Origin of the sequence: Arthrobacter sp. B0490 (genome assembly GCF_002929355.1) — a bacterium.
Taxonomy (GTDB): domain Bacteria; phylum Actinomycetota; class Actinomycetes; order Actinomycetales; family Micrococcaceae; genus Arthrobacter_D.
Genome location: NZ_PJIR01000004.1, coordinates 111,012 through 137,051 on the forward strand (window position 1 = coordinate 111,012; position 26,040 = coordinate 137,051).

27 protein-coding genes are annotated in these 26,040 nt (G+C 69.0%); 17 read left to right on the top strand and 10 right to left on the bottom strand.

Annotated elements, in window-relative coordinates; genetic code table 11:
* From kdgD to CXQ97_RS08535, 3 genes are all read right to left on the bottom strand, one after another.
* Positions 1 to 915: a 5-dehydro-4-deoxyglucarate dehydratase gene (gene kdgD, locus CXQ97_RS08525; protein ID WP_104180440.1), complete on the bottom strand. Its 915-nt coding sequence runs from the start codon at positions 913 to 915 to the stop codon at positions 1 to 3.
* 168 nt (positions 916 to 1,083) lie between these two features.
* A complete protein-coding gene (locus CXQ97_RS08530; protein ID WP_104180441.1) occupies positions 1,084 to 1,476 on the bottom strand; it encodes a universal stress protein in 393 nt (130 codons plus the stop codon).
* A gap of 29 nt (positions 1,477 to 1,505) precedes the next feature.
* Positions 1,506 to 2,453 (bottom strand): 2-hydroxyacid dehydrogenase, encoded by a 948-nt coding sequence (locus CXQ97_RS08535; RefSeq protein WP_104180442.1) that lies wholly within the window; start codon positions 2,451 to 2,453, stop codon positions 1,506 to 1,508.
* 331 nt (positions 2,454 to 2,784) lie between these two features.
* On the opposite strand from CXQ97_RS08535, the gene CXQ97_RS08540 reads away from it, so the two are divergent.
* The 6 genes from CXQ97_RS08540 to CXQ97_RS08565 are packed head-to-tail and all read left to right on the top strand — an operon-like array spanning position 2,785 to position 9,161.
* Complete coding sequence (locus CXQ97_RS08540) at positions 2,785 to 4,317, top strand: ABC transporter substrate-binding protein (RefSeq protein ID WP_104180443.1); 1,533 nt, start codon at positions 2,785 to 2,787, stop codon at positions 4,315 to 4,317.
* A gap of 31 nt (positions 4,318 to 4,348) precedes the next feature.
* The gene (locus CXQ97_RS08545) at positions 4,349 to 5,275 is read left to right on the top strand and encodes an ABC transporter permease (protein ID WP_104180444.1); all 927 of its coding nucleotides are present in this window, start codon (positions 4,349 to 4,351) and stop codon (positions 5,273 to 5,275) included.
* 8 nt (positions 5,276 to 5,283) lie between these two features.
* Positions 5,284 to 6,324, top strand: a complete 1,041-nt coding sequence (locus CXQ97_RS08550) for an ABC transporter permease (protein WP_104180445.1) — start codon at positions 5,284 to 5,286, stop codon at positions 6,322 to 6,324.
* On the top strand, positions 6,321 to 7,400 hold the full coding sequence (locus tag CXQ97_RS08555) for an ABC transporter ATP-binding protein (RefSeq protein ID WP_104180446.1): 1,080 nt from the start codon (positions 6,321 to 6,323) through the stop codon (positions 7,398 to 7,400). The genes CXQ97_RS08550 and CXQ97_RS08555 overlap by 4 nt, the downstream gene beginning before the upstream one ends.
* Complete coding sequence (locus tag CXQ97_RS08560; RefSeq protein WP_104180447.1) at positions 7,393 to 8,445, top strand: ABC transporter ATP-binding protein; 1,053 nt, start codon at positions 7,393 to 7,395, stop codon at positions 8,443 to 8,445. Before CXQ97_RS08555 ends, CXQ97_RS08560 begins: the two co-directional genes overlap by 8 nt.
* Complete coding sequence (locus CXQ97_RS08565; RefSeq protein ID WP_104180448.1) at positions 8,442 to 9,161, top strand: sulfite exporter TauE/SafE family protein; 720 nt, start codon at positions 8,442 to 8,444, stop codon at positions 9,159 to 9,161. The genes CXQ97_RS08560 and CXQ97_RS08565 overlap by 4 nt, the downstream gene beginning before the upstream one ends.
* Here CXQ97_RS08565 and CXQ97_RS08570 read toward each other — a convergent pair.
* Together CXQ97_RS08570 and CXQ97_RS08575 are read right to left on the bottom strand one after the other, a co-directional pair.
* Complete coding sequence (locus CXQ97_RS08570) at positions 9,151 to 10,128, bottom strand: 2-hydroxyacid dehydrogenase (protein WP_258062435.1); 978 nt, start codon at positions 10,126 to 10,128, stop codon at positions 9,151 to 9,153. The genes CXQ97_RS08565 and CXQ97_RS08570 overlap by 11 nt on opposite strands.
* A 29-nt stretch (positions 10,129 to 10,157) precedes the next feature.
* Positions 10,158 to 11,459 carry a glucarate dehydratase family protein gene (locus CXQ97_RS08575; RefSeq protein WP_258062436.1) on the bottom strand — a complete coding sequence of 434 codons (1,302 nt, stop codon included), beginning with the start codon at positions 11,457 to 11,459 and terminating at the stop codon, positions 10,158 to 10,160.
* A 110-nt stretch (positions 11,460 to 11,569) separates the two neighbouring features.
* Here CXQ97_RS08575 and CXQ97_RS08580 point away from each other — a divergent pair, with 110 nt between their 5' ends.
* Positions 11,570 to 12,460: a LysR family transcriptional regulator gene (locus CXQ97_RS08580; protein ID WP_104180450.1), complete on the top strand. Its 891-nt coding sequence runs from the start codon at positions 11,570 to 11,572 to the stop codon at positions 12,458 to 12,460.
* Between the two features lie 73 nt (positions 12,461 to 12,533).
* On the opposite strand, the gene CXQ97_RS08585 is transcribed toward CXQ97_RS08580, so the two are convergent.
* Both CXQ97_RS08585 and CXQ97_RS08590 read right to left on the bottom strand, forming a co-directional pair.
* Positions 12,534 to 13,997 (bottom strand): YdiU family protein, encoded by a 1,464-nt coding sequence (locus tag CXQ97_RS08585; protein ID WP_104180451.1) that lies wholly within the window; start codon positions 13,995 to 13,997, stop codon positions 12,534 to 12,536.
* Positions 13,998 to 14,084: 87 nt separating this feature from the next.
* Positions 14,085 to 14,999, bottom strand: coding sequence for a LysR family transcriptional regulator (locus CXQ97_RS08590; protein ID WP_104180452.1), 915 nt, complete (start codon positions 14,997 to 14,999; stop codon positions 14,085 to 14,087).
* 72 nt (positions 15,000 to 15,071) lie between these two features.
* Here CXQ97_RS08590 and hisD point away from each other — a divergent pair, with 72 nt between their 5' ends.
* The 6 genes from hisD (at position 15,072) to CXQ97_RS08615 (ending at position 19,766) form a co-directional block, all read left to right on the top strand.
* Positions 15,072 to 16,418, top strand: coding sequence for a histidinol dehydrogenase (hisD, locus tag CXQ97_RS08595; RefSeq protein ID WP_104180453.1), 1,347 nt, complete (start codon positions 15,072 to 15,074; stop codon positions 16,416 to 16,418).
* Positions 16,415 to 17,224 carry an ABC transporter substrate-binding protein gene (locus CXQ97_RS08600; protein WP_104180454.1) on the top strand — a complete coding sequence of 270 codons (810 nt, stop codon included), beginning with the start codon at positions 16,415 to 16,417 and terminating at the stop codon, positions 17,222 to 17,224. The genes hisD and CXQ97_RS08600 overlap by 4 nt, the downstream gene beginning before the upstream one ends.
* A gap of 21 nt (positions 17,225 to 17,245) precedes the next feature.
* Positions 17,246 to 17,917 carry an amino acid ABC transporter permease gene (locus CXQ97_RS08605; protein ID WP_104180455.1) on the top strand — a complete coding sequence of 224 codons (672 nt, stop codon included), beginning with the start codon at positions 17,246 to 17,248 and terminating at the stop codon, positions 17,915 to 17,917.
* A complete protein-coding gene (locus CXQ97_RS08610; RefSeq protein WP_104180456.1) occupies positions 17,910 to 18,761 on the top strand; it encodes an amino acid ABC transporter ATP-binding protein in 852 nt (283 codons plus the stop codon). Before CXQ97_RS08605 ends, CXQ97_RS08610 begins: the two co-directional genes overlap by 8 nt.
* Positions 18,762 to 18,845: 84 nt before the next feature.
* On the top strand, positions 18,846 to 19,010 hold the full coding sequence (locus CXQ97_RS19810) for a hypothetical protein (protein WP_181035025.1): 165 nt from the start codon (positions 18,846 to 18,848) through the stop codon (positions 19,008 to 19,010).
* A 60-nt stretch (positions 19,011 to 19,070) separates the two neighbouring features.
* Positions 19,071 to 19,766, top strand: a complete 696-nt coding sequence (locus tag CXQ97_RS08615) for a DsbA family oxidoreductase (protein WP_104180457.1) — start codon at positions 19,071 to 19,073, stop codon at positions 19,764 to 19,766.
* 38 nt (positions 19,767 to 19,804) lie between these two features.
* Here CXQ97_RS08615 and CXQ97_RS08620 read toward each other — a convergent pair whose 3' ends face one another.
* The 3 genes from CXQ97_RS08620 to CXQ97_RS08630 form a co-directional block, all read right to left on the bottom strand.
* Entirely contained in the window at positions 19,805 to 20,020 is a 216-nt protein-coding gene (locus tag CXQ97_RS08620; protein ID WP_104180458.1) for a hypothetical protein, read from the bottom strand.
* 67 nt (positions 20,021 to 20,087) lie between these two features.
* Entirely contained in the window at positions 20,088 to 20,933 is an 846-nt protein-coding gene (locus tag CXQ97_RS08625; RefSeq protein ID WP_104180459.1) for a metal-dependent hydrolase, read from the bottom strand.
* Positions 20,934 to 21,044: 111 nt separating this feature from the next.
* Positions 21,045 to 21,377, bottom strand: a complete 333-nt coding sequence (locus CXQ97_RS08630; RefSeq protein ID WP_146069610.1) for a hypothetical protein — start codon at positions 21,375 to 21,377, stop codon at positions 21,045 to 21,047.
* Between the two features lie 125 nt (positions 21,378 to 21,502).
* Here CXQ97_RS08630 and CXQ97_RS08635 point away from each other — a divergent pair, with 125 nt between their 5' ends.
* The 4 genes from CXQ97_RS08635 (at position 21,503) to CXQ97_RS08650 (ending at position 25,756) form a co-directional block, all read left to right on the top strand.
* Positions 21,503 to 22,474, top strand: a complete 972-nt coding sequence (locus CXQ97_RS08635) for an MsnO8 family LLM class oxidoreductase (RefSeq protein WP_104180461.1) — start codon at positions 21,503 to 21,505, stop codon at positions 22,472 to 22,474.
* Positions 22,475 to 22,604: 130 nt separating this feature from the next.
* Positions 22,605 to 23,519, top strand: a complete 915-nt coding sequence (locus tag CXQ97_RS08640; RefSeq protein ID WP_104180462.1) for a PRC and DUF2382 domain-containing protein — start codon at positions 22,605 to 22,607, stop codon at positions 23,517 to 23,519.
* A gap of 123 nt (positions 23,520 to 23,642) precedes the next feature.
* Positions 23,643 to 24,620, top strand: coding sequence for a D-cysteine desulfhydrase family protein (locus tag CXQ97_RS08645; protein ID WP_104180463.1), 978 nt, complete (start codon positions 23,643 to 23,645; stop codon positions 24,618 to 24,620).
* On the top strand, positions 24,617 to 25,756 hold the full coding sequence (locus CXQ97_RS08650) for an aminotransferase class V-fold PLP-dependent enzyme (protein WP_104180464.1): 1,140 nt from the start codon (positions 24,617 to 24,619) through the stop codon (positions 25,754 to 25,756). Before CXQ97_RS08645 ends, CXQ97_RS08650 begins: the two co-directional genes overlap by 4 nt.
* Positions 25,757 to 26,040 lie beyond the last annotated feature (284 nt).

Genomic DNA, 26,040 nt, shown 5'->3' on the forward strand with positions numbered 1-26,040 from the left:
CTAACTGATGCGCTTGATCAGGGTGGCGAGGTCGGCGCGGTCCGCCTCGGTGAGGTTCTGCAGGGGCGGCCGGACCGGCCCGCCATCGCGTCCCACGCAGTCGAGTCCGGCCTTGATGATCGACACGCCGTACCCCTTCACGCGGTCCCGGATATCGAGATAGGGGATGACGAAGTCGTTCAGCTTCTCGTAGACCGCGGTGCGATCCTGCGCGATGACGGCTTTGTAGAAGCCCAGCGCGAATTCGGGGACGAAGTTGAACATGGCCGAGGAGTAGGTGCTCACGCCGAGCTGGAGCAGGGGAAGCGCGAAGGTCTCGGCGGTGGGCAGGCCGCCGATGTAGATGAGGCGGTCCCCGACGCGGGCGTAGATGCGGGACATCTGCTCGATGTTGCCGATCCCGTCCTTGAAGCCGATGAGGTTCGCGTTGCGGCCCGCGAGGATGTCGACGGACAGATCGGTGAGCACGGCGTTGGCCCGGCTGTAGACGATGACTCCGAGGGAGGTCGAGGCGCACACCGCACTGACGTGCTCGATCAGTCCGGCCTGGTCGGCTTCGGTCAGGTACGGCGGCATGAGCAGGATGCCGTCTGCTCCTGCCGCCTCCGCGGCCCGGGCGTGCTCGATCGCGGAGAACGTGCCGCCCGTGGCGGGAGCGATGACGGGGACCCTGCCTGCGATCTCGTCGACTGCGACCCGCACGATGGAGTCGAGCTCACGGGTGGTGAGGGAGAATCCTTCGCCGGTGCCGCCGCCGGCGAAAAGGCCGGCCACGTCGAAGCTCGACTGCCACGCCAGGTGCTCGCGGTAGCGCTTCTCGTCGAACTCGAGGGTGGGCGTGAAATGGGTGACCGGGAAGGAAAGCAGGCCGGACTTCACGGTGGTTGCCAGTTCGGTCGGATTCAGTGGAGCCACGAGGATTTCCTTTGGACGGCGGCGCTGCAGTGCGCCGGGGGGCTGGTGTGGTGGTGGAGTGGTGTCAGCGTAGGGACTGCTGGACGAGGGTGTCCAAGACCGGCCTTGCATCCGACGATTCCCTACCGGTATCGATCAGCGCTTGGGTTTCGAGGATCAGCATCGCCGTCAGTCGTCACGGAGACGCGGCTTGACGGAATACACGGCACAGCCGGCTTCGAGGATCACGCGCTGGGCGGTACTTCCCAGGAAGAGCTTCCCGACACGGGAGCGCCGCCGTACTCCGATGACGACCAGTTCGACGTCGTCCTCGTAGGACAGGTCGATCAGGGCGTCCGCAGGGTCCTCGTCCGCTCGGAGTGTGCGCAACCGCGCGGCGGCCCCGGCTGCAGTGGCTTGCGCCACGAGCTGCTGGAGTTCCGCTTCCGCCGCTGGTGTGTGCTGGTCGGCCGTGGGCCCGACGATGAGCAGCTCGCCGCCGCGCAAGGTCGCTTCGCGGATGGCGGCATGGGCTGCCACCCGGCCTTCGTCCGTGGGGGCGTATCCGATGAGAATGCGCATGGGAGGTGCTCCTGGAGTGGCGGGAAGGGTCAGATCACGGGCGTCAGCAGGGAGCCGACCGCAAGGAACTGCCGCAGGTTCTTCAGGGTCAGCTCGGCCATGGCCGCACGGGTCTCATGGGTTCCGCTGCCCAGATGCGGAAGCAGGACGACGGACTCGAGATCCAGCAGTTCCCTGGGTACGGTCGGTTCGTCCTCGAACACGTCGAGTCCCGCGCCGGCCAGATCGCCGGCAGTGAGGGCCCTGACGAGTGCAGCCTCGTCGACGACACTTCCGCGCGAGACATTGATCAGATATCCCTGGGGCCCCAGGGCATCGAGTTCGGACTGCCCGACCAGATGGTGGGTGGAAGCGCCGCCTGCCGCGGCGACGATCAACACGTCGGAGACGTGCGCGAGCTCCCGCAGGGATGGCAGGTACTCGTACGGGCTGCCGGTGACCTCCGAGCGGTTGTGGTACCTGATGGTGCAGTCGAAGCCCTCGAGGCGCCGGGCGATCACGGAACCGATGCGCCCGAGACCCACGATGCCGACCTGCCGGTGGCTCGCCTGGGTCGTGAGGGGGAAATTCCCTGTCGTCGTCCAGTCCCCACGGCGGACGAAACGATCGGCGGCGGTGATCCGGCGCAGTACGTCGAGATACAGCGCGAGCGCGGTATCAGCCACGCAGTCGTTGAGCACATCGGGTGTGTTGCTGACGGCGATGCCGCGTTCGGCCGCCTGGGTGATGTCCGTGGTGTCATACCCCACCCCGAAATTGATGACCGCGCGGAGGTTCGGCAGTGCACTCATCAACTCCGGTCCCACCCCTGTCCGGCCGGAGGTGACGGCGACGGTCACGGACTCTGCGTGTTCCGCCAGGAACGCGCTCCGGTTCGGGCCGTCCGGCAATTCCACGGCGTCATGGTCGCGGGTGATCGCGGTCTGCACCATCGGCATGAGCGGGCCCACTTGCAACACTGCATTCTCGGCTGTCATGGAACGAGCGTAGATTTCGTATCGATGCGCTAACAACACGAAAGTAGTATCAATCGATACCCGGTGCGCATGGATTGCTCTGGCGCTGCACGAATCCCCGGAATGACGCCGAAAAGTGGTGCCGGTCACAGCCCGGGGCGCCTCCAGAGGGGGTAATCCGGGGGTTTCGGCTGTCTTGACGGCCCCACGCCCCGTCGACATGCTTCTAGGACCAGCTCGACCCCCGCCCATCTGGACGATCCCCAGCGCAGGCGTTCTCCCCCGGCCTGCTTCACCCCCGAGGAAACCAATGAAGTCTTCTTCAGCACCCCGTTCCCTTCGATCGAACCCCATGATCTTTTCGACGCTCGCGGTGGGCGGCACGCTCGTGTTGAGCAGCTGCTCCGTCGCGAACTCAGAACAGGTGGAAGGTGACGCCGGCGCCGCGTCGGACACCATTCGCGTCGTGCTCTCGCAGGAGCCCCCGACCCTCGAGGCCTGCGAGGCGAACCTCACCTCCACGGGCGTCGTCGTCCGCTCCAACGTGACCCAGCCCCTGGTCGAACGCAATCCGACGACGGGCGACATCGAGCCCCTCCTCGCCACCGAATGGGAAGCGACCTCGGACACCGAGTGGACGTTCAAGCTCCGCGATGACGTGACTTTCCACGACGGCACTCCGTTCGATGCCGAGGCGGCCGCCTTCACCATCGACCGGGCGGTGAACTCCGACCTCGGGTGCAATGTCGAAGGCTATGTGTTCGGCGACGACGATCTCGTGGTCGAAGCAGTCGACGAGACCACGCTCAAGGTGACCACGGCGTCTCCCGATCCCATCCTCCCCCTGCGCTTGTCCTTCGTGGAGATCGTTCCCACGTCGACCAGCAGCGAGGAGAAGGTCCGCGAGCCGATCGGGACAGGGCCTTACGCGATCGAGCAATGGGATGCCGGCCAGCGCATCACACTCGCCGCCTATGAGGGATTCTGGGGCGATGCCCCCGCCTACCCGAAGGCCGAGTACCAGTGGCGGTCCGAGGGCACCGTGCGGGCCGCGATGATCACCAGCGGCGAAGCGGATATCGCCATGGGCATCGGTCCGGATGACGGCATCGGCGAGCTCGGGGTCAGTTACCCCAACAACGAGACGATCGCTCTGCGCCTGACCGGGGAGATCGCACCCCTGGATGACGCCCGGGTCCGGGAAGCCATCAACTACGCCGTCGACAAGGAGACGATCGTGAGTAGCCTCTACGGGGGCACCGACAAGGTCGCGGCGCAGCTCATCCCGGAGGGCGTCGTGGGCCACAATCCGGACCTGGAGCCCTGGCCCTTCGACCTCGATCGAGCCAAGGAGCTGGTGGCCGAGGCGAAGGCCGATGGCGTTCCCGTGGACACGAAGATCACCCTGGTGACCCGCAGCGCACAGTTCCCCAAGGTCACCGAACTGTCGCAGGTCTTGCAGGAACAGCTGAGCCAGGCGGGCCTCAACGTCGAGTTGAAGACAGTCGAGACCTCCCAGCACCTCCAGTACCAGCTCAGGCCCTTCGTCACCAATGAAGGTCCCATCGCGCTGCTCGTCCAGCATGGCAACCAGGCGGGTGACGCGGCCTTCACGGTCGAGCAGTACATGACCAGCACCGGGGCGCAGAGCACGTTCGGCACGCCGGAGTTCGATGCCATGATCGAGGAGGCGGGCCTGACGGAGGGCGAGGATCGGCAGTCGGCCTACGAGGAGGTCTTCGCATATCAGAACGAGAATGTCGTCCAATTCGCGATGATCGCGCACCAGACCGGCATCATCGGGAAGGCGGCCGGCGTGGATTACGAGCCGAATTCCTCCTCGGGTGATGAGTTGCGCCTGTCCGAGATGACACCGGCCAACTGATCCACCCCTTCACCGGATAGAGGACGGAACCATGCTCGTCTACCTGAGACAACGCATCATCTCCAGCCTGCTGCCGCTCGTCGTCGTCGTCGTCGGAGTCTTCGCCCTCGCACGGTTGACCGGCAACCCGGCGAGCCTGTACCTGCCGCTGAATGCGACTGAACAGATGCGAGCGGATTTCATGGCCCGCGAGGGCCTGGACCAGCCTCTGCTGGTCCAGATGGCGGACTACTTCGGGGGCGTCCTCCGGCTCGATTTCGGTGAGTCACTGCGCACGGGAGAACCCGCCGCGGCCATGGCGCTCCGCGCTTTCCCGGCGACCCTTCAGCTCGCCGCGACCACGATGGTGATCGCCATCGTGGCCGCGGTGCTGGTGGGCTGCTGGGCCGCCCTCAAACCCAATGGGGTCGCGGACCGCATTTCCAGCTTCGTATCCATGGCGGCGGCGTCGATCCCCGACTTCTGGCTCGCCATCGTCGGGATCTGGATCTTCGCGATCACCCTGGGGTGGCTCCCCACCTCGGGTGTCAGCGGCCCGGAGGCGTGGATCCTGCCGATCGCGACGCTCATGTTGCGCCCGTTCGGCGTCCTCGTCCAGATCGTGCGGGGTGCGATGGTGTCGGCACTGTCGGAGCCGTACATCAAGCTCGCCCGCAGCAAGGGTGCCAGCGATGCGCGGGTCGTGACCCATCACGCCCTTCGCAATGCCGCTGCCCCCGCCCTGACCGTGGCCGGTGACCTGGCGGTCGGCCTGGTCAACGGCGCCGTCGTCGTGGAGACGATCTTCGGCTGGCCCGGCATCGGCAAGTTGATGATCGATTCCATCCTGCAGCGCGACTTCGCCGTCCTGCAGGCTGCCGTCCTCATCACGGCGATCGCCATCTTCATCCTGAACATCCTCATCGATATCGGCTACGCACTGCTCGACGCCCGCGTCCGCCCGACAGTCAAAGCCTAGGAGGAACCATGGCTACGCCACTGCTGCAGCCCGAGGGCCACCAGCACTCCGAGATCGACCGGTCGGGGACTGCTGCGACCCACACCCCGGACGCCCGACCACTCGAGGCTCCTCCCGTGCAGGACCTCGGGGACAAGAAACTCTCGCTGTTCAGGCTGCTGCTGCGCGACAAGTTCGCCACCCTCGCCGCGCTGGTCCTGATGTTCGTGGGCCTCGTTGCGGTCTTCGGCCCGATGCTCGTCGGTGATCTCGCCACCCGGCAGGATCTGCTGGCGGCCAACAAGCCACCGTTCTCCCTGGACGACGGCTGGGGATACGTCCTGGGCAGCGACTCCCTGGGCCGCAGCATGCTCGGACGGCTCGTGGTCGCGACCCGCACCACCATCTCGGTGGCGCTTCCCGCCGTCGGCATCGCCCTGGTCATCGGGTCACTGTGGGGGGTCTGGGCCGGATACCACCGGGGGCTCCGGGAGACCATCTCCATGCGGATCGCCGACGTGATCATGAGCTTCCCCTCGCTCCTGCTCGCCGTCGTCGTGCTGTACGTGTTCAACCCCAGCCTGGGCAACATCGTCCTGATCCTCGCGATCACCCGTATCCCCATCTATCTCCGGACGGCACGCGCCGAGTCGGCGGAGCTGCAGAGCCGCACCTTCGTCGACGCGGCCCGGACCTTCGGCTCCAAACCGACCGCGATCATCGGTCGTCACGTGATCCCGATCGTCCTGCCGACCCTGCTGACCCTGGCGACGCTCGAGTTCTGCTACGTCATGCTCGCCGAATCCTCCCTGAGCTTCCTGGGCATCGGCATCCAGTCGCCCGACGTCAGCTGGGGCCTGATGGTGTCCCAGGGGCGCCAGTACCTGCAGACCGCGTGGTGGCTCTCGATCCTCCCCGGCCTGGCGATCGTCGTCACCACGATCGCGGCGAACATCCTCGCCGCGTGGCTCCGCATCGCGACGGATCCCGCTCAGCGCTGGCGCCTCTCGCTACCCCGCAAACGCGGGGGCCGGCGCTTCGGTACCGCCCTGAAGGGAGCCACCAAATGACCGCTGTCGCAGCCGCATCAGGCCGGAGCGCCACCCACGACGTCGTCCTGGAGGTGAAGGGACTCTCCGTCACCCTCCGGACACCGCGCGGGACCGTCCGGGCGGTGAACAACATCAGCTTCCAGGCCCAGGCCGGGCAGACCCTGGCGCTCCTCGGTGAATCCGGGTGCGGGAAATCCATGACGGCCAAGGCCATCGCCGGCCTGCTCGATCCCGTCGCGGACGTCGACGGCGGCCAGATGATCCTCAACGGGCAGGACCTGGCCACCATGAACGCGCGGCAGCGCCGGAAGGTCGCGGGGCCGCAACTCGGCATCGTCTTCCAGGACGCGCTCACTGCGCTCAATCCCGTGTACAAGGTCGGAACACAACTGGGTGAGGCCTTCCGCATCCACCAGAAGCTCTCCGCCCGTCAAGCGCGTGCCAAGGCGATCGAACTGATGCACAGGGTCGGGATCCCGGAGCCGGAGTCGCGGGTCGACGCCTACCCGCACCAGTTCTCGGGCGGGATGCGCCAGCGTATCCTCATCGCGATGGCCGTCGCGCTGAATCCGAGCCTGCTGATCGCCGACGAGCCGACCACCGCCCTGGACGTGACCATCCAGGCCCAGATCATGGCGCTGCTGAAGAGCCTGCGCGAGGAGAACAATCTCGCCGTCGTCCTCATCACCCACGACCTTGCAGTCGTCGCCGAGGAGGCGGACACCGTCGCGGTCATGTATGCGGGAAACGTCGTCGAGACCGGTCCGGTGGCGGAGGTCTTCACCAACCCGCGCCATCCCTACACCAAGGGTCTGCTCGAGTCCGTGCCGGTGGACGCCGTACGCGGTTCGACCCTGTCCTCCATTCCCGGGAACCCACCTGAGCTGCACAACATCCCCTCGGGATGCGTGTACCAGTCACGCTGTCCCCTCGTGCAGGAGGTATGCAGGACCACCCGGCCCGAGTTGCTGCCTGTCCGTCCGCTCACGGCCACGGACCTGCCGGCCGGCGGCAGTGGGGCGGACGTCCGTCCCGCCGGTGTCGTCGAGCGGGCCGCGGCCTGCCATTTCAGCAAGGAGCTCGCACATGTCTGATACCCAGGTCGACGCAGCACGCCACCAGGACCGGCCCCTGCTGGAGGTCAAGGACGTGACCAAGACCTTCCATGTCGCCAAGAGCCCGTCCGGCAACAACCGCCTGCGCGCCCTGGACGGGATCAGCCTCACGCTCGGCCGGGGCGAGACCCTCGGGCTCGTGGGCGAATCCGGGTGCGGCAAGTCGACCCTGGCGCGGACCCTGATGATGCTGGAGCGGCCCGACGCCGGGACGGTCCTGTTCGACGGCACTGATCCGTTCGAGATGCACGGCAAGGAACTGCTGGCCTGGCGCCGGCGGGTGCAGATGGTCTTCCAGGACCCCTTCGCCTCACTCAATGCACGCATGACAGCGGGTGAGATCATCTCGGAGCCGTGGCGGGCGCATCGGGACATGTACCGATCCTCGAAGGATCGCGAGGCACGGGTCCACGAGCTGCTGCATCTGGTCGGCATGCGACCCTCGGATGCGCGGAAGTCACCCCAGGAGTTCTCCGGCGGCCAACGCCAGCGCATCGGCATCGCGCGGGCGCTGGCCCTGGACCCCGATGTCATCATCCTGGACGAGCCCGTCTCCGCCCTGGACCTCTCGGTCCAGGCGCAGGTCCTGAATCTGCTCAACGAACTCCAGGACCGTCTCGGCGTCTCCTACATCTTCATCTCCCACGACCTGTCCGTGGTCCGCTTCGTCGCCGACCGGGTCGCCGTGATGTACCTCGGCCGCATCATCGAGACCGGGACCGCCGAGCAGGTGTTCGACAGCCCCCGCCATCCCTACGCCGCGGCGCTCACCTCCGCCTCCCCCCGATTGGACCGATCCTCCGGGGGGAGGGAGAAGATCATCCTCCGCGGCGAGATTCCCTCACCGCTCGATCCGCCGTCGGGTTGTCGCTTCCGAACCCGGTGCTGGCAGGCGCAGGACATCTGCGCCGAGAAGGTACCACCGACCGATCAGGCGCCGGGCAGCCCGCTGCACCTGTCGGAATGCCACTTCCCACTCGACACCATCCGGGTGCGGAGTGGGGAACTGACCCCGACCTCGTGAGTTCTGCCGACTACGTGCTCATCGGCGCGGTGGTGTTCGCGGCGACCGCGCTTCAGGCCTCCATCGGCTTCGGGATGGGCATGGTCGCGGCACCGGTGATCGCGCTCGTCGATCCGCACCTGCTCCCGGGCACCGTCATCATGCTCGCGCTCCTGGTCACAGTGCTCGTCACGATCCGCGAGCGGTTGGATCTCGACCTGCGCGGGGCCGGATGGGCCCTGGTGGGGCGGGTCCCGGGCAGCATCGCCGGCGTCTTCCTCGTCGTCGCCCTCCCCGGACCCGGCCTGTCTCTGATGGTGGCGTTGGCCGTCCTGTCGGGGGTGGGGTTCGCCCTGCTGGGCTGGACGCCGTCGCCGAAGCGGCGGAACCTCATCGCCGCAGGCGCGGCGTCCGGAGTGATGGGCACCGCCACGTCCATCGGGGGTGCTCCCATGGCCCTGATCTGGCAGAAGCTCGACGGTGCCCGGCTGCGCGGCACCATGAGCGCCTTCTTCATGGTCGGCAGTGCCGTGTCCCTGGGAGGACTGGCCCTCGCCGGCACGATCACGCAGGACATCCTGCTGCTCGCCCTCTGGATGGTCCCGGTGGTGCTGGCCGGATATGTTGCCTCACGCTACCTCAACCAGTTTCTTCACCGGGGTCGACTACGGCTGATCGCGCTCATCGTATCTGCGGTCGGTGCCGTGCTGCTCCTGGGTCAGCTCATCATCGGATGACAGGGGCGCCGGCACGCACCACGTTCGTCAAGGAGGTGCCGTCGGCCAGGCGCTCGATGTTCGCTGCGATGTCGGCGGCCCGCCGCTGGAAGGTCACCAGCGCGTGCCCGGAGTGGTGCGGGGTGAGAACGACGTTGTCCAACGATGCGAAATCGTACCGGGTCGGCGGCATCCCCGCGCCGGGGGGCGCGTCCCACCACACATCGATTCCCGCGCCGCCGATGGATCGCTCCTGCAAGGCGCCGAAGAGGGCCGTCTCGTCCACGACAGGGCCTCGTGCCACGTTGATCAGCAGTGCCGAATCCTTCATGGCGGACAGCTCGGGGGAGCCGATCATCCCTCTCGTCGCGTCGTTCAAGGGCACGGTGATGGCCACGACGTCGGATGTCGCCAGTAACCGGGGCAACTCCGTCGTCGATCCGACCCAGTCGACGGCCAGGCCCGTCGGCGGTGGACGATGCGGATTGTCACGCACTGCTTGTACCCGCATGCCCAGTGCCGCCCCGAGGCGTCCGACTTCGGCCCCGATGGAGCCGAGCCCCACCAGGCCCAGCACTCTCCCCTCCAGCGTGGGATGGAACGGGACGTCCGGAGACGTCGCAATCGTCCTCCAGACACCCGAACGCACCTCCCGGTCCACCGACAGCACCCTGCGCGTCAGCATGAGCGCCACCATCAGGACGTGCTCAGCGATAGGGCGCGCATGATGGAAGGTATTCACCACCGTTGCTTCCGGCCGCAGTGCGTCGAGTGCGATCTTCTCGAAGCCTGCGCCCGTGACATGCACCATCTTCACGCTGCGGGCCGCGGAGGCCAGCTCCGCGGGCAGGCGGGAGCAGACGACCACATCCGCCTCCCTCAGGGCCTCGCGCTGCTGGTCAGCATCCCAGTCGGCCGCCCAGATCCATTCGTGCTTCCCTGCCGCCCGCAGGATCGCGTCGAACCGGCTGATGATCGGATCGGTCACCACGACTCTCAGCGGTGACGTGCGGTCGTTCACCACCGCGGACTCGCAAGCTCGTACTCCGGGTACAGGCTCTGCATGTACCCGGTATCGTCGCGGCTTCGCAGGCCGCACTCCAGGTACTGCTGGTGCAGGCGTTGCAGCGCGTCGTGATCGAGCTCGATGCCGAGCCCCGGCAGGGTAGGGACGGCGATGGCCCCGTCGACGAACTCGAGGGTGCCAGGGCGGATGACATCTTCCTCCGGATCCTTCCACGGCCAGTGCGTGTCACATGCATAGTCGAGATTCGGCGTCGCCGACGCGAGGTGGACCATCGCCGCCAGGCTGATCCCGAGGTGCGAGTTGGAGTGCATGGACAGTCCCAGACCGAAGGTCTCCGTGATCGAGGCCAGCCCCTGGGAGCGCCTCAGGCCGCCCCAGAAATGGTGGTCCGACAGGATGACGTCCACGGATCCCGCCGCCACGGCGGGCGCGACATCCGCGAAGCTGACGACGCACATGTTGGTCGCCAGCGGCATGGGAACCCGCCCTCGCACCTCGGCCATACCGGGAATCCCGGGGGTCGGGTCCTCAAGGTACTCGAGAACGCCCGCTAGCTCGGTGCCGACCATGACCGAGGTGTCGACGGACCAGGCGGCGTTGGGGTCGAGGCGGAGAGGCAGATCCGGGAACTCGGCGCGCAGGGCCCTGATCGCCGCTACCTCCTGTTCGGGTGCGAGGACGCCGCCCTTGAGCTTCAGCGCCTTGAAACCGTAGGTGTCGACCATGGTTCGTGCCTGCCGGACGATGCCGTCAGGGTCCAACGCTTCACCCCAGGAATCCGGGGCGGCTCCAGGGTGGTTCGCCCACTTGTAGAACAGGTACCCGCTGAACTCGACGTCGGTGCGGATGGCGCCGCCGAGCAGGTCGCTCACGGGGCGGCCGAGCAGCTTGCCCTGGATGTCGAGGGCGGCGACGTCGAAGGGAGACAGGACGCGGTCCGCGGTGCTCGATCCGGTGACCATTCCGCTCATGCCATGGCCACCCGTGGTGGTGTCCCTGGAGAGAGACGTCGCTACGCGGGCGCGCAGGTCGTTGATGTTGAAGACGTCGCACCCGACGATCGCCTCCGCAGCACGGTGAAGTCTGGCGAGATGTGCCTCATCCCCGTAGGTCTCACCGAGGCCGGTGACTCTTGCATCGGTGGTGACCTGGAGGATGGCGCGCAGCGCGAAGGGCTCGTGAACTCCGACCGTATTGAGCAGCGGCGGGTCCTTGAAGGCCACCGGGGTGATCTCCACGTGGGCGATGGACACCCGCCCGAGACGGGTTTCCTGGGGGATGTGCTGACTCACTGGGTCTCCTACCGATCGAAGCGACGCTGCTGCCCTGCCTCGACGCTAGGGCACGTCATCCATGCGCGTCCAAGCTAAGCTGAGCACCACCCGATGCGGAAAGGGTATCGATGTTCACGCTCATCCAACTCCAGTCGTTCGTCGCCGTGGCGGAGGAACTGCACTTCGGGGCGGCCGCCGATCGGCTGAACATGACCCAGCCTCCGCTGAGTCGCCAGATCCAGATTCTCGAGAGGGAAGTGGGGTCGCAGCTCTTCGATCGCAGCAGCCGTCGGGTCGAGTTGACGGCGGCGGGCAACGCGCTGCTTCCGAGTGCGCGGCAGATCCTCGACCTTGCCGCCAGGACCGAACTCGACGTCCGGCGGGTCGCCGACGGCGACGCCGGATCCGTGACGATCTCCTACACGGCCATCGCAGGCCAGACGGCCCTGCCACAGCTCCTGCGCCGGACGGCCGAGGAGCAGGCCGGGGTGTCCCTGGTGCTCCGGGAGCTGGTGTCGACGGATCAGATGGACGGCCTGGTGAACGGGAGTGTGGACATCGGCCTCCTCCGGCCCATCGTCGTCCGGCCCGGTGTCCGAAGCCGGCCGATCATGCAGGACCGCCTGATCATCGCCACACCGGCCGACAGCGGCTTCGCGCCGGAGGGCGAGTCCCTCCCCTTGGTGGCCTTGAAGGACAGCCCACTCATGATGTACTCGACCGCCGAGGCGCGCTATTTCCATGACCTCGTCCTGAGGCTGTTCTCCAGTGCCGATGTCCAGCCCCGGATCACCCAGTACGCAAGCCAGGTGCCGGCGCTGCTGGCGTTCGTGCAGGCGGGCCTGGGGGTGACCCTGGTGCCGGCGTCTTCGCGATCCTTCGCCCCGGCCGATGTCAGGTTCTACGACATCGAGGACTCACGCACGATCCGCAAACTCAATCGGGTCGAACTCGATGTGGCCTGGAACGAGAACACCACCAACCCCGCCGTGCTCAAGCTTCTCGAGCTCCTGCCGTGACCCGCGGACGTGGCACCGCGGGTCCTGCAGTGCCAGCCAAAGCGGCCGGACGGGGCGCGTGCGCGGCCAGCGGTCAGGTCCCGCAGTACGTCGTGTACTGCCCGAAGTCGTCCGGCGCGCCGGCGGCGTAGCGTTCCAGCCCCGGCCGCTCCTCGAAGGGGTTCGCGACGACGTCGAGGAGCCGCGTCAGCGGATCGAGGTCGCCCGCGGTCGCGGCCTCCAGGGCCTCCTCGACGAGGTGGTTCCGCGGGATGTACAGGGGGTTGACCCGGTCCATCGCGTCGGCGTCGGGCCCGAGGGTAAGCCACCGCTCGGCCCAGGCGTCGAACGCGGCGACGTCGAGCACCTTGTCGCGTGCGGGCCGGGCGTCGCCGCGCACCACGGAGCCGAGGCCCCGGAAGAAGGACGTGTAGTCGACGTGGTTCTCCTGCAGCAGGGTGAGGACGTCGTTCGCCAGCGGCGAGGCGACCTCGTCCTCGACGCCGTCGGGCAGCCCCAGCTTGGCCTTCATGCCGGCGAGCCAGTCGGCGCTGTACCGGGGGCGGAAGGATTCCAGCACGCCGACCGCCAGGGCGACCGCCTGCTCCTGGTCCTCGTCGATGAGCGGCAGCAGGGTCTCGGCGAGGCGGGCGAGGTTCCATTCGGCGATCAGCGGCTGGTTGGCGTAGGCGTAGCGGCCGCCGCGGTCGATGGAGCTGTAGACCGTCGCGTAGTCGAAGACGTCCATGAACGCGCAGGGCCCGTAGTCGATGGTCTCGCCCGAGATGGTCATGTTGTCCGTGTTCATCACGCCGTGCAGGAAGCCGACGAGCATCCACTGCGCCACGAGCGAGGCCTGCGCGGACAGCACCGACTCGAACAGCGCGAGGTAGGGGCGTTCGGCGGACGCGGCCTCCGGGTAGTGCCGGCTGATCGCGTGGTCGGCGAGGCGCGTGAGGAGGTCCTGGTTGCCGGTGGCGGCCGCGTACTGGAAACTCCCGACGCGCAGGTGACTGCTCGCGACGCGGGCCAGGACCGCGCCGGGCAGCATCGTCTCGCGGCGCACCTCGCGTCCGGTGGCGACGACGGCGAGGGAGCGCGTGGTCGGGACGCCGAGGGCGTGCATGGCTTCGCTGACGATGTACTCGCGCAGCATCGGGCCGATGACGGCGAGGCCGTCACCGCCGCGCGCGAAGGGCGTGCGGCCCGAGCCCTTGAGGTGGAGGTCGCGGAGCCGGCCGGCCACGTCGGTCAGCTCGCCGAGCAGCAGCGCCCGGCCGTCGCCGAGGCCCGGGTTGAAGCTGCCGAACTGGTGGCCGGAGTAGGCCTGGGCCACGGGCGCCGCGCCGTCGGGCACCGAGGTGCCGACCAGCAGGGCGAGGCCCTCGGGGGAACCGAGGAATCCCGGATCGAGTCCGAGTTCCGCGGCGACCGGCCCGTTGAGGGCGAGGAGGCGGGGCGCGGGGGCGTCGTCGGCCTGCCAGGCGACCGCCATCTCGGGCAGTTCCCGCGCGAACCGGCTGTCGAAGCTGACCCTGGAGTCCGTAGGCACGCTCATCCATCCACCGTACGCCGGGGCCCTCCGCCGGGGACACCTGCGTGCAGGGGTTGCACAGGAGCGGCGCAGTGACCCGGAGCGGGCCGGTCACCCCAGGCTGGCCAGCCCGCTGCGGGCTGCGACGGCGCGCTCCGCGAAGGCGGAGAAGGCGCGCGTCGCCGGTGAGAGGTAGCCGTGCTTCCGCTGGACCAGGGCGATCGTGTCGTAGAGCGGCTCCGCGAAGGGGAAGCTCCTCACGCCGTCCTCGCGGCGCAGGGATTCCAGGATGCCCCGCGCCATGAAGGAGTCCCCGGCTCCGGCGGCCACCAGCCCGTAGGCCGTCTCGGCGTGTTCGACCTCCATCTCCGCCTCGATGGACAGTCCCGAGAGATTGGCGCGGTCCCGCAACTGGCGGCGCGTCGGGTCCTTCCACCCGGCATGGGCGTCGTAGAGGACCAGTTTCGCGGCGGCCAGTTCCTCGATGGTGACCGCCCCGGCGTCGGGGTCGCGGGTGGACGAGATGAAGCGGACCTCGTCGCGCGCGAGGTGCCGGATGTCGAGGTTCTCGCTGTCCACCGGGAGCACGACCAGGCCGCACTCGATCTCCCCGCTGGCCACCGATGCCGCGACAACGTGCGAGTTGAGGCCGATCATGCGCACCCGCACGCCCGGATGCTTCTGGTGGAACTGCACCACGAGGTCGGCGAGATCGTAGTTGGCCGCGTACCGCAGCACCCCGAACGTCGAGACCCCGCCGCTGAGGGTCTGCAGTGCCTGCACGGCCTCGACGCCGCGGCGCGCGGAATTGACGCAGTCCCGGGCGTGGGTGAGCAGCTCCTCGGCCGCCGGCGCGGGGGACAGCCCCCTGGAGGTGCGGGTGAAGAGGGTCGAGCCCAGTTCCTGCTCGAGCCGGGAGATCAGCTCGGACGCGGACGCCTGCGTGATGCCGAGTTCCTTCGCCGCCGCGCTGAGGGACCGGCAGCTGTAGGCCGCGAGGAAGGCACGGAGCTGGTTGAGGGTCATAGGGCAAACCTATATCTTCCACTGGTAAAGGGTGGGTTCCCCTATGCTCCCTCCGGGTCCTACGCTTCGTGGATGGAACTGACAGCACACCGTGCCTCCTTCATCTCGGGCTCCTATGAATGCCTGAAAAGCGCTGCGATCGGCGGAGTGCCGGCGCAGCGCCTGCCCCAGGTCGTCGAGACGGTCTCGGAGATGCTCTCCGTCATCGAGAAGGGCGGGCGCGACGCCGTCACCGACTACTCGCGGAAGCTCGACGGCTGGGGCGGCGGCGACGTCGAGATGGACGCCGAGTCCCTCCGCCGGACCGGCGACGCCCTGAAGCCGGACCTGCGGGCCGCCCTCGAAGCCGGAGCCGAACGGACCCGGAAGTTCGCCGGTCTGCAGCTCGAACACCTGCAGGACTTCCATGCCGAGGTGATGCCCGGGGTGGTGGTGGGCCACCGGTACATCCCGGTCCAGCGCGTCGGCGCCTACCTGCCCGCCGGGCGGTTCCCCATCCTCGCGAGCGCCTTCATGACCGTCGGCGTCGCGAAGACGGCAGGAGTCCCCACGGTCGTCGCATGTTCACCCCCCACCTCCCCGACGGCCGGCAATCCCGCGGTGTTCTACTCCGCCTACCTCTCGGGCGTCGACCGGGCCTTCGTGGTCGGCGGCGTCCAGGCCCTGGCCGCGATGGCCTTCGGGCTGCTCGGCGAACAGCCGATGGACATGCTCGTCGGCGCCGGCAACGCCTACGTCACCGAGGCGAAGCGGCAGCTGTTCGGGCGGGTGGGCATGGACCTCCTCGCCGGCCCCTCCGAGGTCGCCGTGATCGCCGACGACACCGCCGACCCCGTCATCGTCGCCGCGGACCTCCTCGGCCAGGCGGAGCACGGCCCCCAGTCGCCCGCGGCCCTCGTCACGACGTCCCGGGACCTCGCCCTCGCCGTCATCGCCGAGGTGGACCGCCAGCTCGCGGACCTGAGCACGCGCGACATCGCCGGTCCGGCCTGGCGGGACTACGGGACGGTCTACGTCGCCGAGGACGACGCCACCGCCGTCGAACTCATGGATGTGCTCGCGCCGGAGCACCTCGAGGTCATCACGGCCGACGACGACTACTTCCAGCGGAACCTGACGAACTACGGGTCCCTGTTCCTCGGGCCCTGGTCCACGGTCGCCTACTCGGACAAGGGCATCACCGGGACCAACCACGTCCTGCCCACGGGCGGCGGCGCGCGGTCCTCGGCCGGCCTCTCCGTCTCGCGGTTCCTGAAGCCGCTCACCTTCCAGCGCATCGAGCGCTCGGCGACCATGCAGCTGGCCCCCCTCGTGTCCGAGATCTCCGCCTACGAGGAGATGGAAGCGCACCAACGCACGGCCGACCTCCGCATCACCCGATTCGAGTCCGACACGGCATCTACCAAGGAGCAACCATGAACAGCAGGCGTGCAATGACGTCCTTCGCAGCCGGGGCGATGGGGATCGCCCTCATGCTCACCGCGTGCGGTGGAGGGGACTCCGGCGGCAGTGAGGCCGGTGGCGGCGAGGACGGCGCCATCGAGACGATCACGATCGCCACCTCCAACGACGCCCCCTTCTCCTTCACGGACGAGTCCGGCGCCCTGCAGGGCATCGACGGCGAGATGATCAACTGGATCGCCGAGAAGAAGGGCTGGGAGGTCGAGGTCTTCGTCTCCGAGTTCGCCACCCTGATCCCGGCGATCCAGGCGGGCAAGGCGGACGCCGTCGTCGACGCCATGTACATCACGGACGTCCGCAAGGAACAGGTCAACTTCACGGACACCTGGTACCAGCAGGGCGAGGGCATGGTGGTCCCGGGAGACTCGACCATGACCAATCGCGACGACGCCAAGGGCACCGTGATCGGCGTCCAGACCGGCACCACGTTCATCGAGCTCGCCGAATCCCTCGAGCCCGAGGAGATCAAGTACTTCGACTCGCAGGCGGCACTCCTGACGGCCGTGGAGAACAAGCAGGTCGACGTCGTCTTCACCGACGCGGCCGTGGTCGCCTACAGCCTCGTGCAGAACCCGAACGACGCCATCAAGATCGTGGACCCCTACGAGCCCTACTTCCCGGGCCTCATCGGTGCCGCCGTGCCGAAGGAGAACACGCAGCTCCTCGAGGAACTGAACTCCGGCCTCGCCGAGCTGAAGGCGTCCCCGGACTACATGGAGATCCTCACGAAGTACGGACTCACCGAGAGCAACGCCGTCGACTGACCGTCCTTCGTTCTCCCGAGGTTGAAAGGAAGTCCGGCCATCGAGTTCATCGAAAGCACCCTCAGCTATTTCCCCCGCCTGCTGGCGGCCGCGCCGATCGTCATCCAGCTCGCCCTGGGGGCGATGGCACTGGCCCTCGTGCTCGGCCTGCTGGTGGCGCTGGCACGGATCTCGAAGTCGAGGTTCCTCCGCGGGATCGCCCTCGTCTACGTCGAGGTGATGCGCGGGACGCCCCTGCTGGTCCAGCTCGTCTACATCTTCTTCGTGCTGCCGGCGATCGGGGTCAACATCGATCCGGTGCCGGCCGGGATCCTGGGACTGGGGCTCAACTACGCGGCCTACCTGTCCGAGGTGTTCCGCTCCGCCATCCTGTCGGTGGAGGCGGGGCAGACGGAGGCGGCGCTCTCGCTGGGCTACACGCCGGGCAAGGCGCTGTGGAAGATCGTCCTGCCGCAGTCCTTCATCGTCTCGCTGGGGCCGATCGGCAACTACTTCATCGCGATGGTGAAGGACACGGCGCTGACCTCGGTGATCGCCGTGACGGAGATCCTGAAGACGGCGAACGTCATCAACGCCCAGACGTTCGAGACGACGCAGGTCTACACCGCCGCCGCACTGCTCTACCTGCTGATCAGCCTCCCGCTGTCCCGCATAGTGAGTGCCCTGGAGAAACGAGCGAGGGTCCATGTCTGACGAAGTGATCGTGAGCGTCCGGGACGTCCACAAGACGTTCATCGTGACCAAGACCCCGGGGCTGCTGCAGCGCCTGCGCGGCAAGCGGCGGGAGGTCAACCGGATCGAGGTCCTCAAGGGCGTCGACCTCGACGTCCACAAGGGGGAGACCGTCGTCATCCTCGGGTCGAGCGGTTCCGGGAAGAGCACGCTCCTGCGCTGCATGAACAAGCTCGAGACGATCGACAGCGGGCGCATCCTCGTCAACGGACACCTCGTGGGGTACGAGGAGCGCGGCGGGAAACTCGTCGACGAGAAGGCGGCCGTCACCGCCAGGAAGCGGACCGACCTCGGCATGGTCTTCCAGCAGTTCAACCTCTTCCTGAACAAGACGGCCCTGGGCAACGTGATGGCCCCGCTGCAGGACGTGAAGAAGATGTCCCGGGCCGAGGCCGAGGAGCACGCCCTGGCGAGCCTGGGCAAGGTGGGCCTCCTCGACCGGAAGGACAACTACCCCTCCAAGCTGTCCGGCGGGCAGAAGCAGCGCGTCGCGATCGCCCGGGCGCTGGCGATGGACCCGAGCGTGATGCTGTTCGACGAGCCGACCTCGGCGCTGGATCCGGAGCTCGTCGAGGAGGTGCTCGCGGTCATCAAGGCGATCGCCGCCCAGGGCACCACCATGGTGATCGTCACGCACGAGATGCAGTTCGCGCGCGACATCGCCGACGTGATCGTCGTGATGGACCAGGGGATCATCGTGGAGGCGAACACGCCGGACGAGGTGTTCTTCAGGCCGAAGCACGCCAAGACCTACGCCCTCCTGAAGCGTTCGGGACTGGCTGTGGAACCCCCGGGGGCGGTCTGACGCGCTCCTGATCTTGCGCCACCGCGTAAACTGGTAAGTCACCTGATATTTCTGGGTGCAGATGAGCAACCGAAGGAGATCATCATGGGAATCAGCAACAGGATCAAGACGGCGGCCAACCGCTACCTGAGCAAGTCGGGCACCGGAACGACGGGCAAGCCCGTCGGAGGGACCGCCGGCAGGCGCGGGACGCCCGTTCCCTCCGGCAAGGCCGGCGGGATCCTCCGCAACCTGCTCAACCGCAAGTAGCAGCGACGCTCAGGCCCTCCTCCGGGAATAGGGCCTGAGCGTTCCGCGGTTGCGCCAGGCATGCACATAGAGATCTGGTCCGACGTCAAATGCCCCTGGTGCTTCGTCGGCAAGCGCCGCTTCGAGAAGGCCCTGGCGGAGTTCCCCCACCGCGACAGCGTCGAGGTGACCTGGAAGAGCTACCAGCTCGACCCGTCCCTCCCCGATCATTACGACGGTACCGAGCAGCAGTACCTCGCCGAACGCAAGGGCATCGCGCCCGAGCAGGTCCGCGAGATGTGGCAGCACCTCTCGCGGCAGGCGGAGGGCGAGGGCCTCGACTTCGACTTCGACCGCGTGGTGGTGGGCAACAGCTTCACCGCGCACCGCTTCCTCCACCTCGCGAAATCCCATGGCCGGGGCGACGCCGCGAAGGAAGCCGTCATGTCCGCGCACTTCGAGCAGGGGCTGGATACCTCCGACATCGAGGTGCTCGTCGCCCTCGGCACGGGCATCGGCCTCGCAGGGGACGAGATCCGCGAGACCGTCTCCGGCGACCGGTTCGCGGACGACGTCCGCCATGACATCGAGGAAGCCCGGACCCTCGGGGTGCAGGGCGTCCCGTTCTTCGTCGTCGACCGCAAGTACGGTATCTCCGGCGCCCAGCCCGTCGAGCTGTTCCGGCAGGCACTCGACCAGGCCTGGCGCGAGTCCCATCCGCTGGTGTCGCTGACGCCGTCGCCCGACGGCCCGGCCTGCGGTCCCGACGGCTGCTGACCCCTACCCGCGCCGACGACGGCGGGACTCCGCCGTCGTCAGCGGCGCGGGCCGGCGGCCATCCTCCGCAGCTCGGCCTGCACGCGTGCGAGCTCCCGCCGGCGCTGGGCCTGGAGCTCCTCCGGGTCGACGCGCCGGTGCCGGACCGGCTCCGTGTCGGGCCCGGCGGTCTGCTCGGGCGCAGGCACGGGTGCCTGCGCGGGCGCGTCGTCCTCGACGTCGAGGGGATCGAAGAACAATCCGTCGCGGTGCATGGGCTTCTCCTTCGTGGGGTGATGCCCCGACCCTAGCCCCGCCGTGTTTCCGGCACTTTTCGGGCCCTCAGCCGCCCCCGGCCACGCGGGCGACCACCATCGCACCGTCGTCGAACCGCGTGACTGCCCAGCCGATACCGCCGAGCGCGTACAGCGAGACGGGTACGAGCAGGCACCACTCGCGGATGGATCCCGCGTTGCCGAGCACGGGTACCGCGATGTTCCCGTTGGGCCGCCACACCTGCGCGACCACGGGCACCTTCGCGAGGCTGCGCGGGCGGCGGAGCCGGAACGGGTACACCGGATTGCAACCCCCCGTCGTCAGCATGTCGCCGAGGATGTGGGCGACGACGCCGATCCCCACCGCGAGTGGGAACCAGAACTGCTCCTCGGGGGCGAAGGCCGTCACGAAGGCCCCAGCGGTCAGCCCCACGGCCCACGGGGAGCGCCGCATGCGGTCCGGGATGATCTTCAGGGCCTTCGCCGCGAAGGAGACGAGCAGCACCGTGAGGACGCCCGCGCCCGGGTAGACGGTCCCGAAGTCCGCCGTCTCCACGGTCCACAGCCCCGCGATGAACGCGACCGCCACGAAAGCGGCGACACCGAGCAGCGAATGCGTGCCGCGTCGGTGGCCGCCCGAGATGGCCCCGACGCCTGCGCACAGCAGGTTGGACAGCGGCGGCAGGGAGTGGGCGATCGTGGCACTGTGGTGGTCGGCGTCGGGCAGGAGCGCCGCGCCGGCGGTCACGAGTGCCCCCGTGACGACGCCGACGGGGCTGACGTCCAGCAGCCCGAACCCGAGGGTGACGGCGTCGGGCAGGACGGGCAGCAGGGAACCCGGGTGCACCTCGATCCGGGTGGTGGCGGCTACCCAGGCGGCGGCGCCGCAGGCAGCATGGTGGGCGCCCATCATGGCGGGAGTCCTTTCGGTGAGACCGCGCCGGCCCGCAGGATCACGGCCGACGAAGTCCCATCCTGACGCGTGCCACCGTCATTATCGGAAGGGGTGCCCCTTCCGCCGGTATCAGTGGGGGCGGAGCTGCCGGGCGCCGGTGCCGGGCGGAGTGGTGGTCGAGCGCAGCCATTCCTCGGCGTCGTCGCCCACGCAGTCCGGCAGCTCGATCCTCTCGAGGCGTTTGCGGAAGCTCGCGGTGATCTCGCGCTGGATACGCAGGCGTGCCTCGTCGCCCGGTTCCGCGCGGCCCGCGGCGACGCGGTCGGCGGTCAGCAGGAGCCGTGCCTGCGAGTGGGCGATGCTGTCCGCGAGGTAGAGGACCTGGCTCTCCGTGCCCGCGGTGGAGGCGGCCGGGACGGCCGGCTGCCCTGGATGACGACGGAACCTGGTGAAGATGCCCATGACGCTGACCCCGCTGGTGTTCTCGGCCGGCCGGACCCCGTTGTCCGGCAGGCTCGGGCGGCATCCCTGACGCCCGTGGCGCCACACTACCGGAATGGTGTGGCGTAGTCGCTGGTTCCACGGATATGACTTCCTTCGCCGGCGTGTCCGTCCTCGACCGGGCCCAGTCGCGCCTCGGGTCCTCCGACGCCGGGACCCTGCAGGCCGTGATCGGGCGGGCCCGCCGGGCCGAGGGGCTCGGGTACCGGCGCTTCTGGGTCGCGGAGCACCACGGCGTGCCGGGTATCGCGGGGTCGGCGCCCGCCATCCTCGCCGCGGCCGTCCTCGCGGGCACGACGACGATGCGCGTGGGCACGGGCGGGATCATGCTGCCGAACCACCAGCCCCTCGTCGTCGCCGAACAGGCCGCGACGCTGGCCGCCCTGTCCGGCGGCCGGTTCGACCTCGGGGTCGGCCGGTCGCTCGGCTTCACCTCCGCGGTGCGTACCGCGCTGCGGACGGGGAAGGAGGAGGCGGACCGGTTCGGGGAGGACATCGCCGAACTGCTCGCCTTCCTCGACGGCACGGCACCCGTGACGGCCCGCCCGCAGGACGCCGGCCGCACGCCCGTGTTCGTCCTCGCCACGGGGCAGGGCGTGGACATCGCGGCGCGGGCGGGCCTCGCCGTCGTGCTCGGCGGGCCGGCCCTGTTCCGGGACGGCCGGCCGGCCCTCGAGCGCTACCGCGCCGCCTTCCGCCCGTCCGCGTGGTGGGACAGGCCGCACGTCGTGGCCTCGCTCAACGTGGCGGTCGCCGGGACGGAGGCGGCGGCGCGGCGGTTGCTCCTGCCGGAGGCGCGGGCACTCGCCGTCTCGCGGACCAAGGGGTACTTCCCGCCGCTCGGGTCCGCCGATGAACCCCTGACCGCCCGGGAGGAGGGGCTCGTCGAGGAGTCCCTGGCGACGGCCGTGTACGGGACGGCGGCCGAGGTGGAGCTGCAGCTCGACGAACTGCAGGCACGCACCGGCGCCGACGAACTGCTGGTCAGCGGCGGGGCGTACGACCTCGAGGGACAGGCGGTCTCGGACGAACTGCTGGCCGGGATCACCGCACCCTGACGCGGTAAGGGTGGCCGTCGTCGGCGCCACCCCCACCCGGATAGTAAGCATGCTTGTTATGTGGGGCGGAATCGCTCTAGTCTGACGGGATGCGTCGCCTCAGGCGGGCGACACCGACGACAGGACCACCATGCTCACGATGCACGATCTCGACCCCCTTCTCGGCCACCGCAGTGCCGTCGTCACGGACCAGGGGGACAAGGTGGGCTCGATCGGGGAGGTGTTCCTGGATGACGCCACGGACACGCCGACCTGGGTCACCGTCCACACCGGCCTGTTCGGGACGAAGGAGTCCTTCGTCCCGCTCGAAGGGGCCACGGTCCGGGGCGGCGAGCTCGTCGTCGCCTATCCGCGGGACCTCATCCGGCACGCTCCCTCGACCGAACGCGACGGTCACCTGAGCCCCGAGGACGAGAGCGCGCTGTTCCGGCACTACGGCCTGCAGGCCCCCGCGACGTCGAACGACGACGACCACGCCGTCCAGCGGCCGGGCGACGCCCCCGTCCAGGAGGGCCGCGACGACGGCGAACCGTGGATGATCCGCTCGGAGGAGCGCCTCCGGGTCGGCACCGAGACGTACGAGGCCGCCCGGGTGCGGCTGCGGAAGTACGTCGTCACCGAGCAGGCCACCCTGACGGTGCCGTTGCAGAGGGAGGAACTCCTGATCGAGCGGGAGCCGATCACGACGTCCGGCGCCGTGTCCGAGGACTCGCTGTTCCAGGAGGAGATCGTCGAGTTCGTGCGACACGAGGAGCACGCCGTGGTGGTGGGCACGGAGACCGTCCCCGTCGAGCGTGTGAGGCTGGGCAAGGCGACGGTCACGGGCAGGACGACGGTCAGGGAGCAGGTGCGGAAGGAACGCATCGCCAGCAGCATCGACGGCGAGCCCATGAGCGATGCCGGTACCCGACGGTCCGGGGGCCGCACGCGCCGGACGACGACCGGCGGCACGGGCCGCGGCCGCGCCGTACCGGCCGAGGAGTCCGGGAGGACCGGGACGAACAGCCCCAACCCGCTCCTCAAGGGCAAGAACAAGCGGCGTTGAGCCCGAAACGGGACCGCCTCCGGCGAGGCGACAGTCCCGCGTGCCCCGGACCGGGAGCGCCCGGATGGCCCGTGAATCCGCTAGCGTCTGGGGAGAGGCGCAGGCGAGTACGTGGAGGAAGACATGACGAGTCCGATCGACCAGTCCGCAGGTACACCTGTCCGGGTGAGCCTCGGGTCCTGGCCCACGCCGCTCGAACCCGCGCCTCGCCTGTCCTCCGCCCTGGGTCTCGATCCGGACGACCTCCGGATCAAACATGACGACCTCATCGGCCTAGGTGGGGGCGGCAACAAGGTGCGCAAGCTCGAGTGGACCGCCGGCACAGCGCTCGCGCAGGGGGCCGATGTGCTGGTCACCAGTGGAGCGGCGCAGAGCAATCACGCCCGTCTGACCGCCGCGGCGGGCGCCCGGCTCGGGGTCGACGTCGTCCTCGTGCTGACCGGGACGCCCGCACCCGCCGGCAACATCGCCCTCGACACCCTGCTGGGCGCCTCCGTCCACTGGTGCGGCGACGTCTCGGACGGGGAACTCGCCGCCCGCGTGCAGGAGGTGGCGGACGGGCTGGCAGCGCAGGGCCGACGGCCCGCCATCATCCCCTTCGGCGGGTCGAACGCACTCGGCGCCACCGGTTACCGCACGGCGGGGGACGAACTCCTCCGTCAGGATCCCGCCGTGCAGCATGTCGTGGTGGCGGTCGGCTCCGGCGGGACCATGGCGGGTCTCGTCGCGGCTCTCGGAGCCGGGCGCGTCCTCGGGGTGGATACCGGAGCGTTGCCGGACCCGGCCTCGGCCGTCGCCGGGATGGCGGCGGAGCTCACGGGACAGCCCGCGGACCCGTCGACCCTGCGCATCGACGGAAGCCTGCTCGGGCCCGGCTACGGCTCCGTCACCGACGTCGTCCTCGAGGCGATGCGCCTCGCCGCGCACACCGAGGGCCTCGTCCTCGATCCCACCTACACGGCACGCGCCATGGCGGGGCTCATGGCGGCGGTCCGACAGGGTGACGTGACCCGGGGTCGACGCATCGTGTTCTGGCACACCGGGGGACTGCCGGGACTGATGGGACACACCACGGCACTCGAGAGGATCATGGCTGGATGAGCCCTTCCACGGAGCACGACGACGCCGCCGCCTTCGCGTCCTACACGGAGTCCTTCACCGAACCCCGCGGGTACCTGAACTTCGCGAGCTACGGGCCGCCGTCGCGTGCGGTCCGCGGGCGGGTCGCACACCTTCTGGAGGTTGCCGGTGACGCCGGCGCCGGCGCGAGCGAGGACCTGCACGCGGAGGACCTCCGTGCGCGCGAAGCCTTCTCGCGGCTCAGCGGGTTCCCCCTCGAGCGCGTGGGGCTGACCGGCAGCACCTCCCTCGGCCTGTTCCAGGTGGCGTTCGGCCTGCCCGGCGGGTCGGTGCTCGTCGGCGCCGGCGAGTTCCCGTCCAACGTCTATCCCTGGCTGCGGACGAGCGCCATGGGGCGGGCGCGCGTCGACCTGACCGGTGAACCCGGCACCCGCATGACGCCCGACGTCGTCGCCCGTGCGCTGACGGACGACACCGTCGCCGTGAGTGTCAGCGCCGTCGACTTCTGCACCGGCTACCGCGCCGACCTCGCGGGCATCCGCGAGGCGATCGGTCCCGACCGGCTGCTGCTGGTCGATGGCATCCAGGGCTTCGGCGTCGCGGATCTCGAATGGACGCTGGCCGATGTGCTCATCGCCGGCGCGCAGAAGTGGGTCCGCGGCGGCTGGGGTGCCGCCGCCCTCGCCCTGTCGCCGCAGGGCATGGAGCGGATCGAGCCGTTGCTCACCGGGTGGACGGGCGTCACGGACTCCCGCCGGTACGACGGCGAGGAGCATCCGCCCCTGCCCGGAGCGCAGCGCTTCTCCATCTCCAACCTCTCGCCCTACGCGACCGGCGCCTTCGCGGAGGCCCTCACACTGATCGAGTCCGTGGGCGTACCCGCGATCGACGGCATCGTCGCCACACACGCCCAGGCGCTCGTCGAGCAGCTCGACGCCGCCGGGGTGGAGGTCCTCTCGCCCCGGGAGCGTTCGGAGAGCGCTGGGATCGTGGTGGCGGGGCTTCCCGGGCGAGCGGCGGAGGCCCAGGGGGCGCTCGCGGCCGCAGACATCACCGCGACGCTGCACGGAGAGGACCGCATCCGCTTCTCCGTCCATGCGACCACCCGCTCCGAGGCGTTCGGCGACGCCGCGGAGGTGCTCGGGCGGTTCGCCTGAGGGCTGCGGCACCCGCCGTCGTTCCCCGGTTCTGCGCAAGCCGCGGTCGGAATGCGGCGTGTCCTGACGCGACACGCGTTTCCTGCTGCCGAAACCGGGAACGACGACGGGTGCGAACCCGGCAGCCCGACCGGGGGACAGGCGCCGCGGCACTATAGGCCTGCCGCTGCCGGTGCGGCAGACCGCGGCACGCCGATGGTTCGCAGAACGCAATCATTCCTCGAAGTGTCTGCCGACGGTGCTAACGTCCGAGCCAGAACATGTGACCTAGGCAACATGTTCGT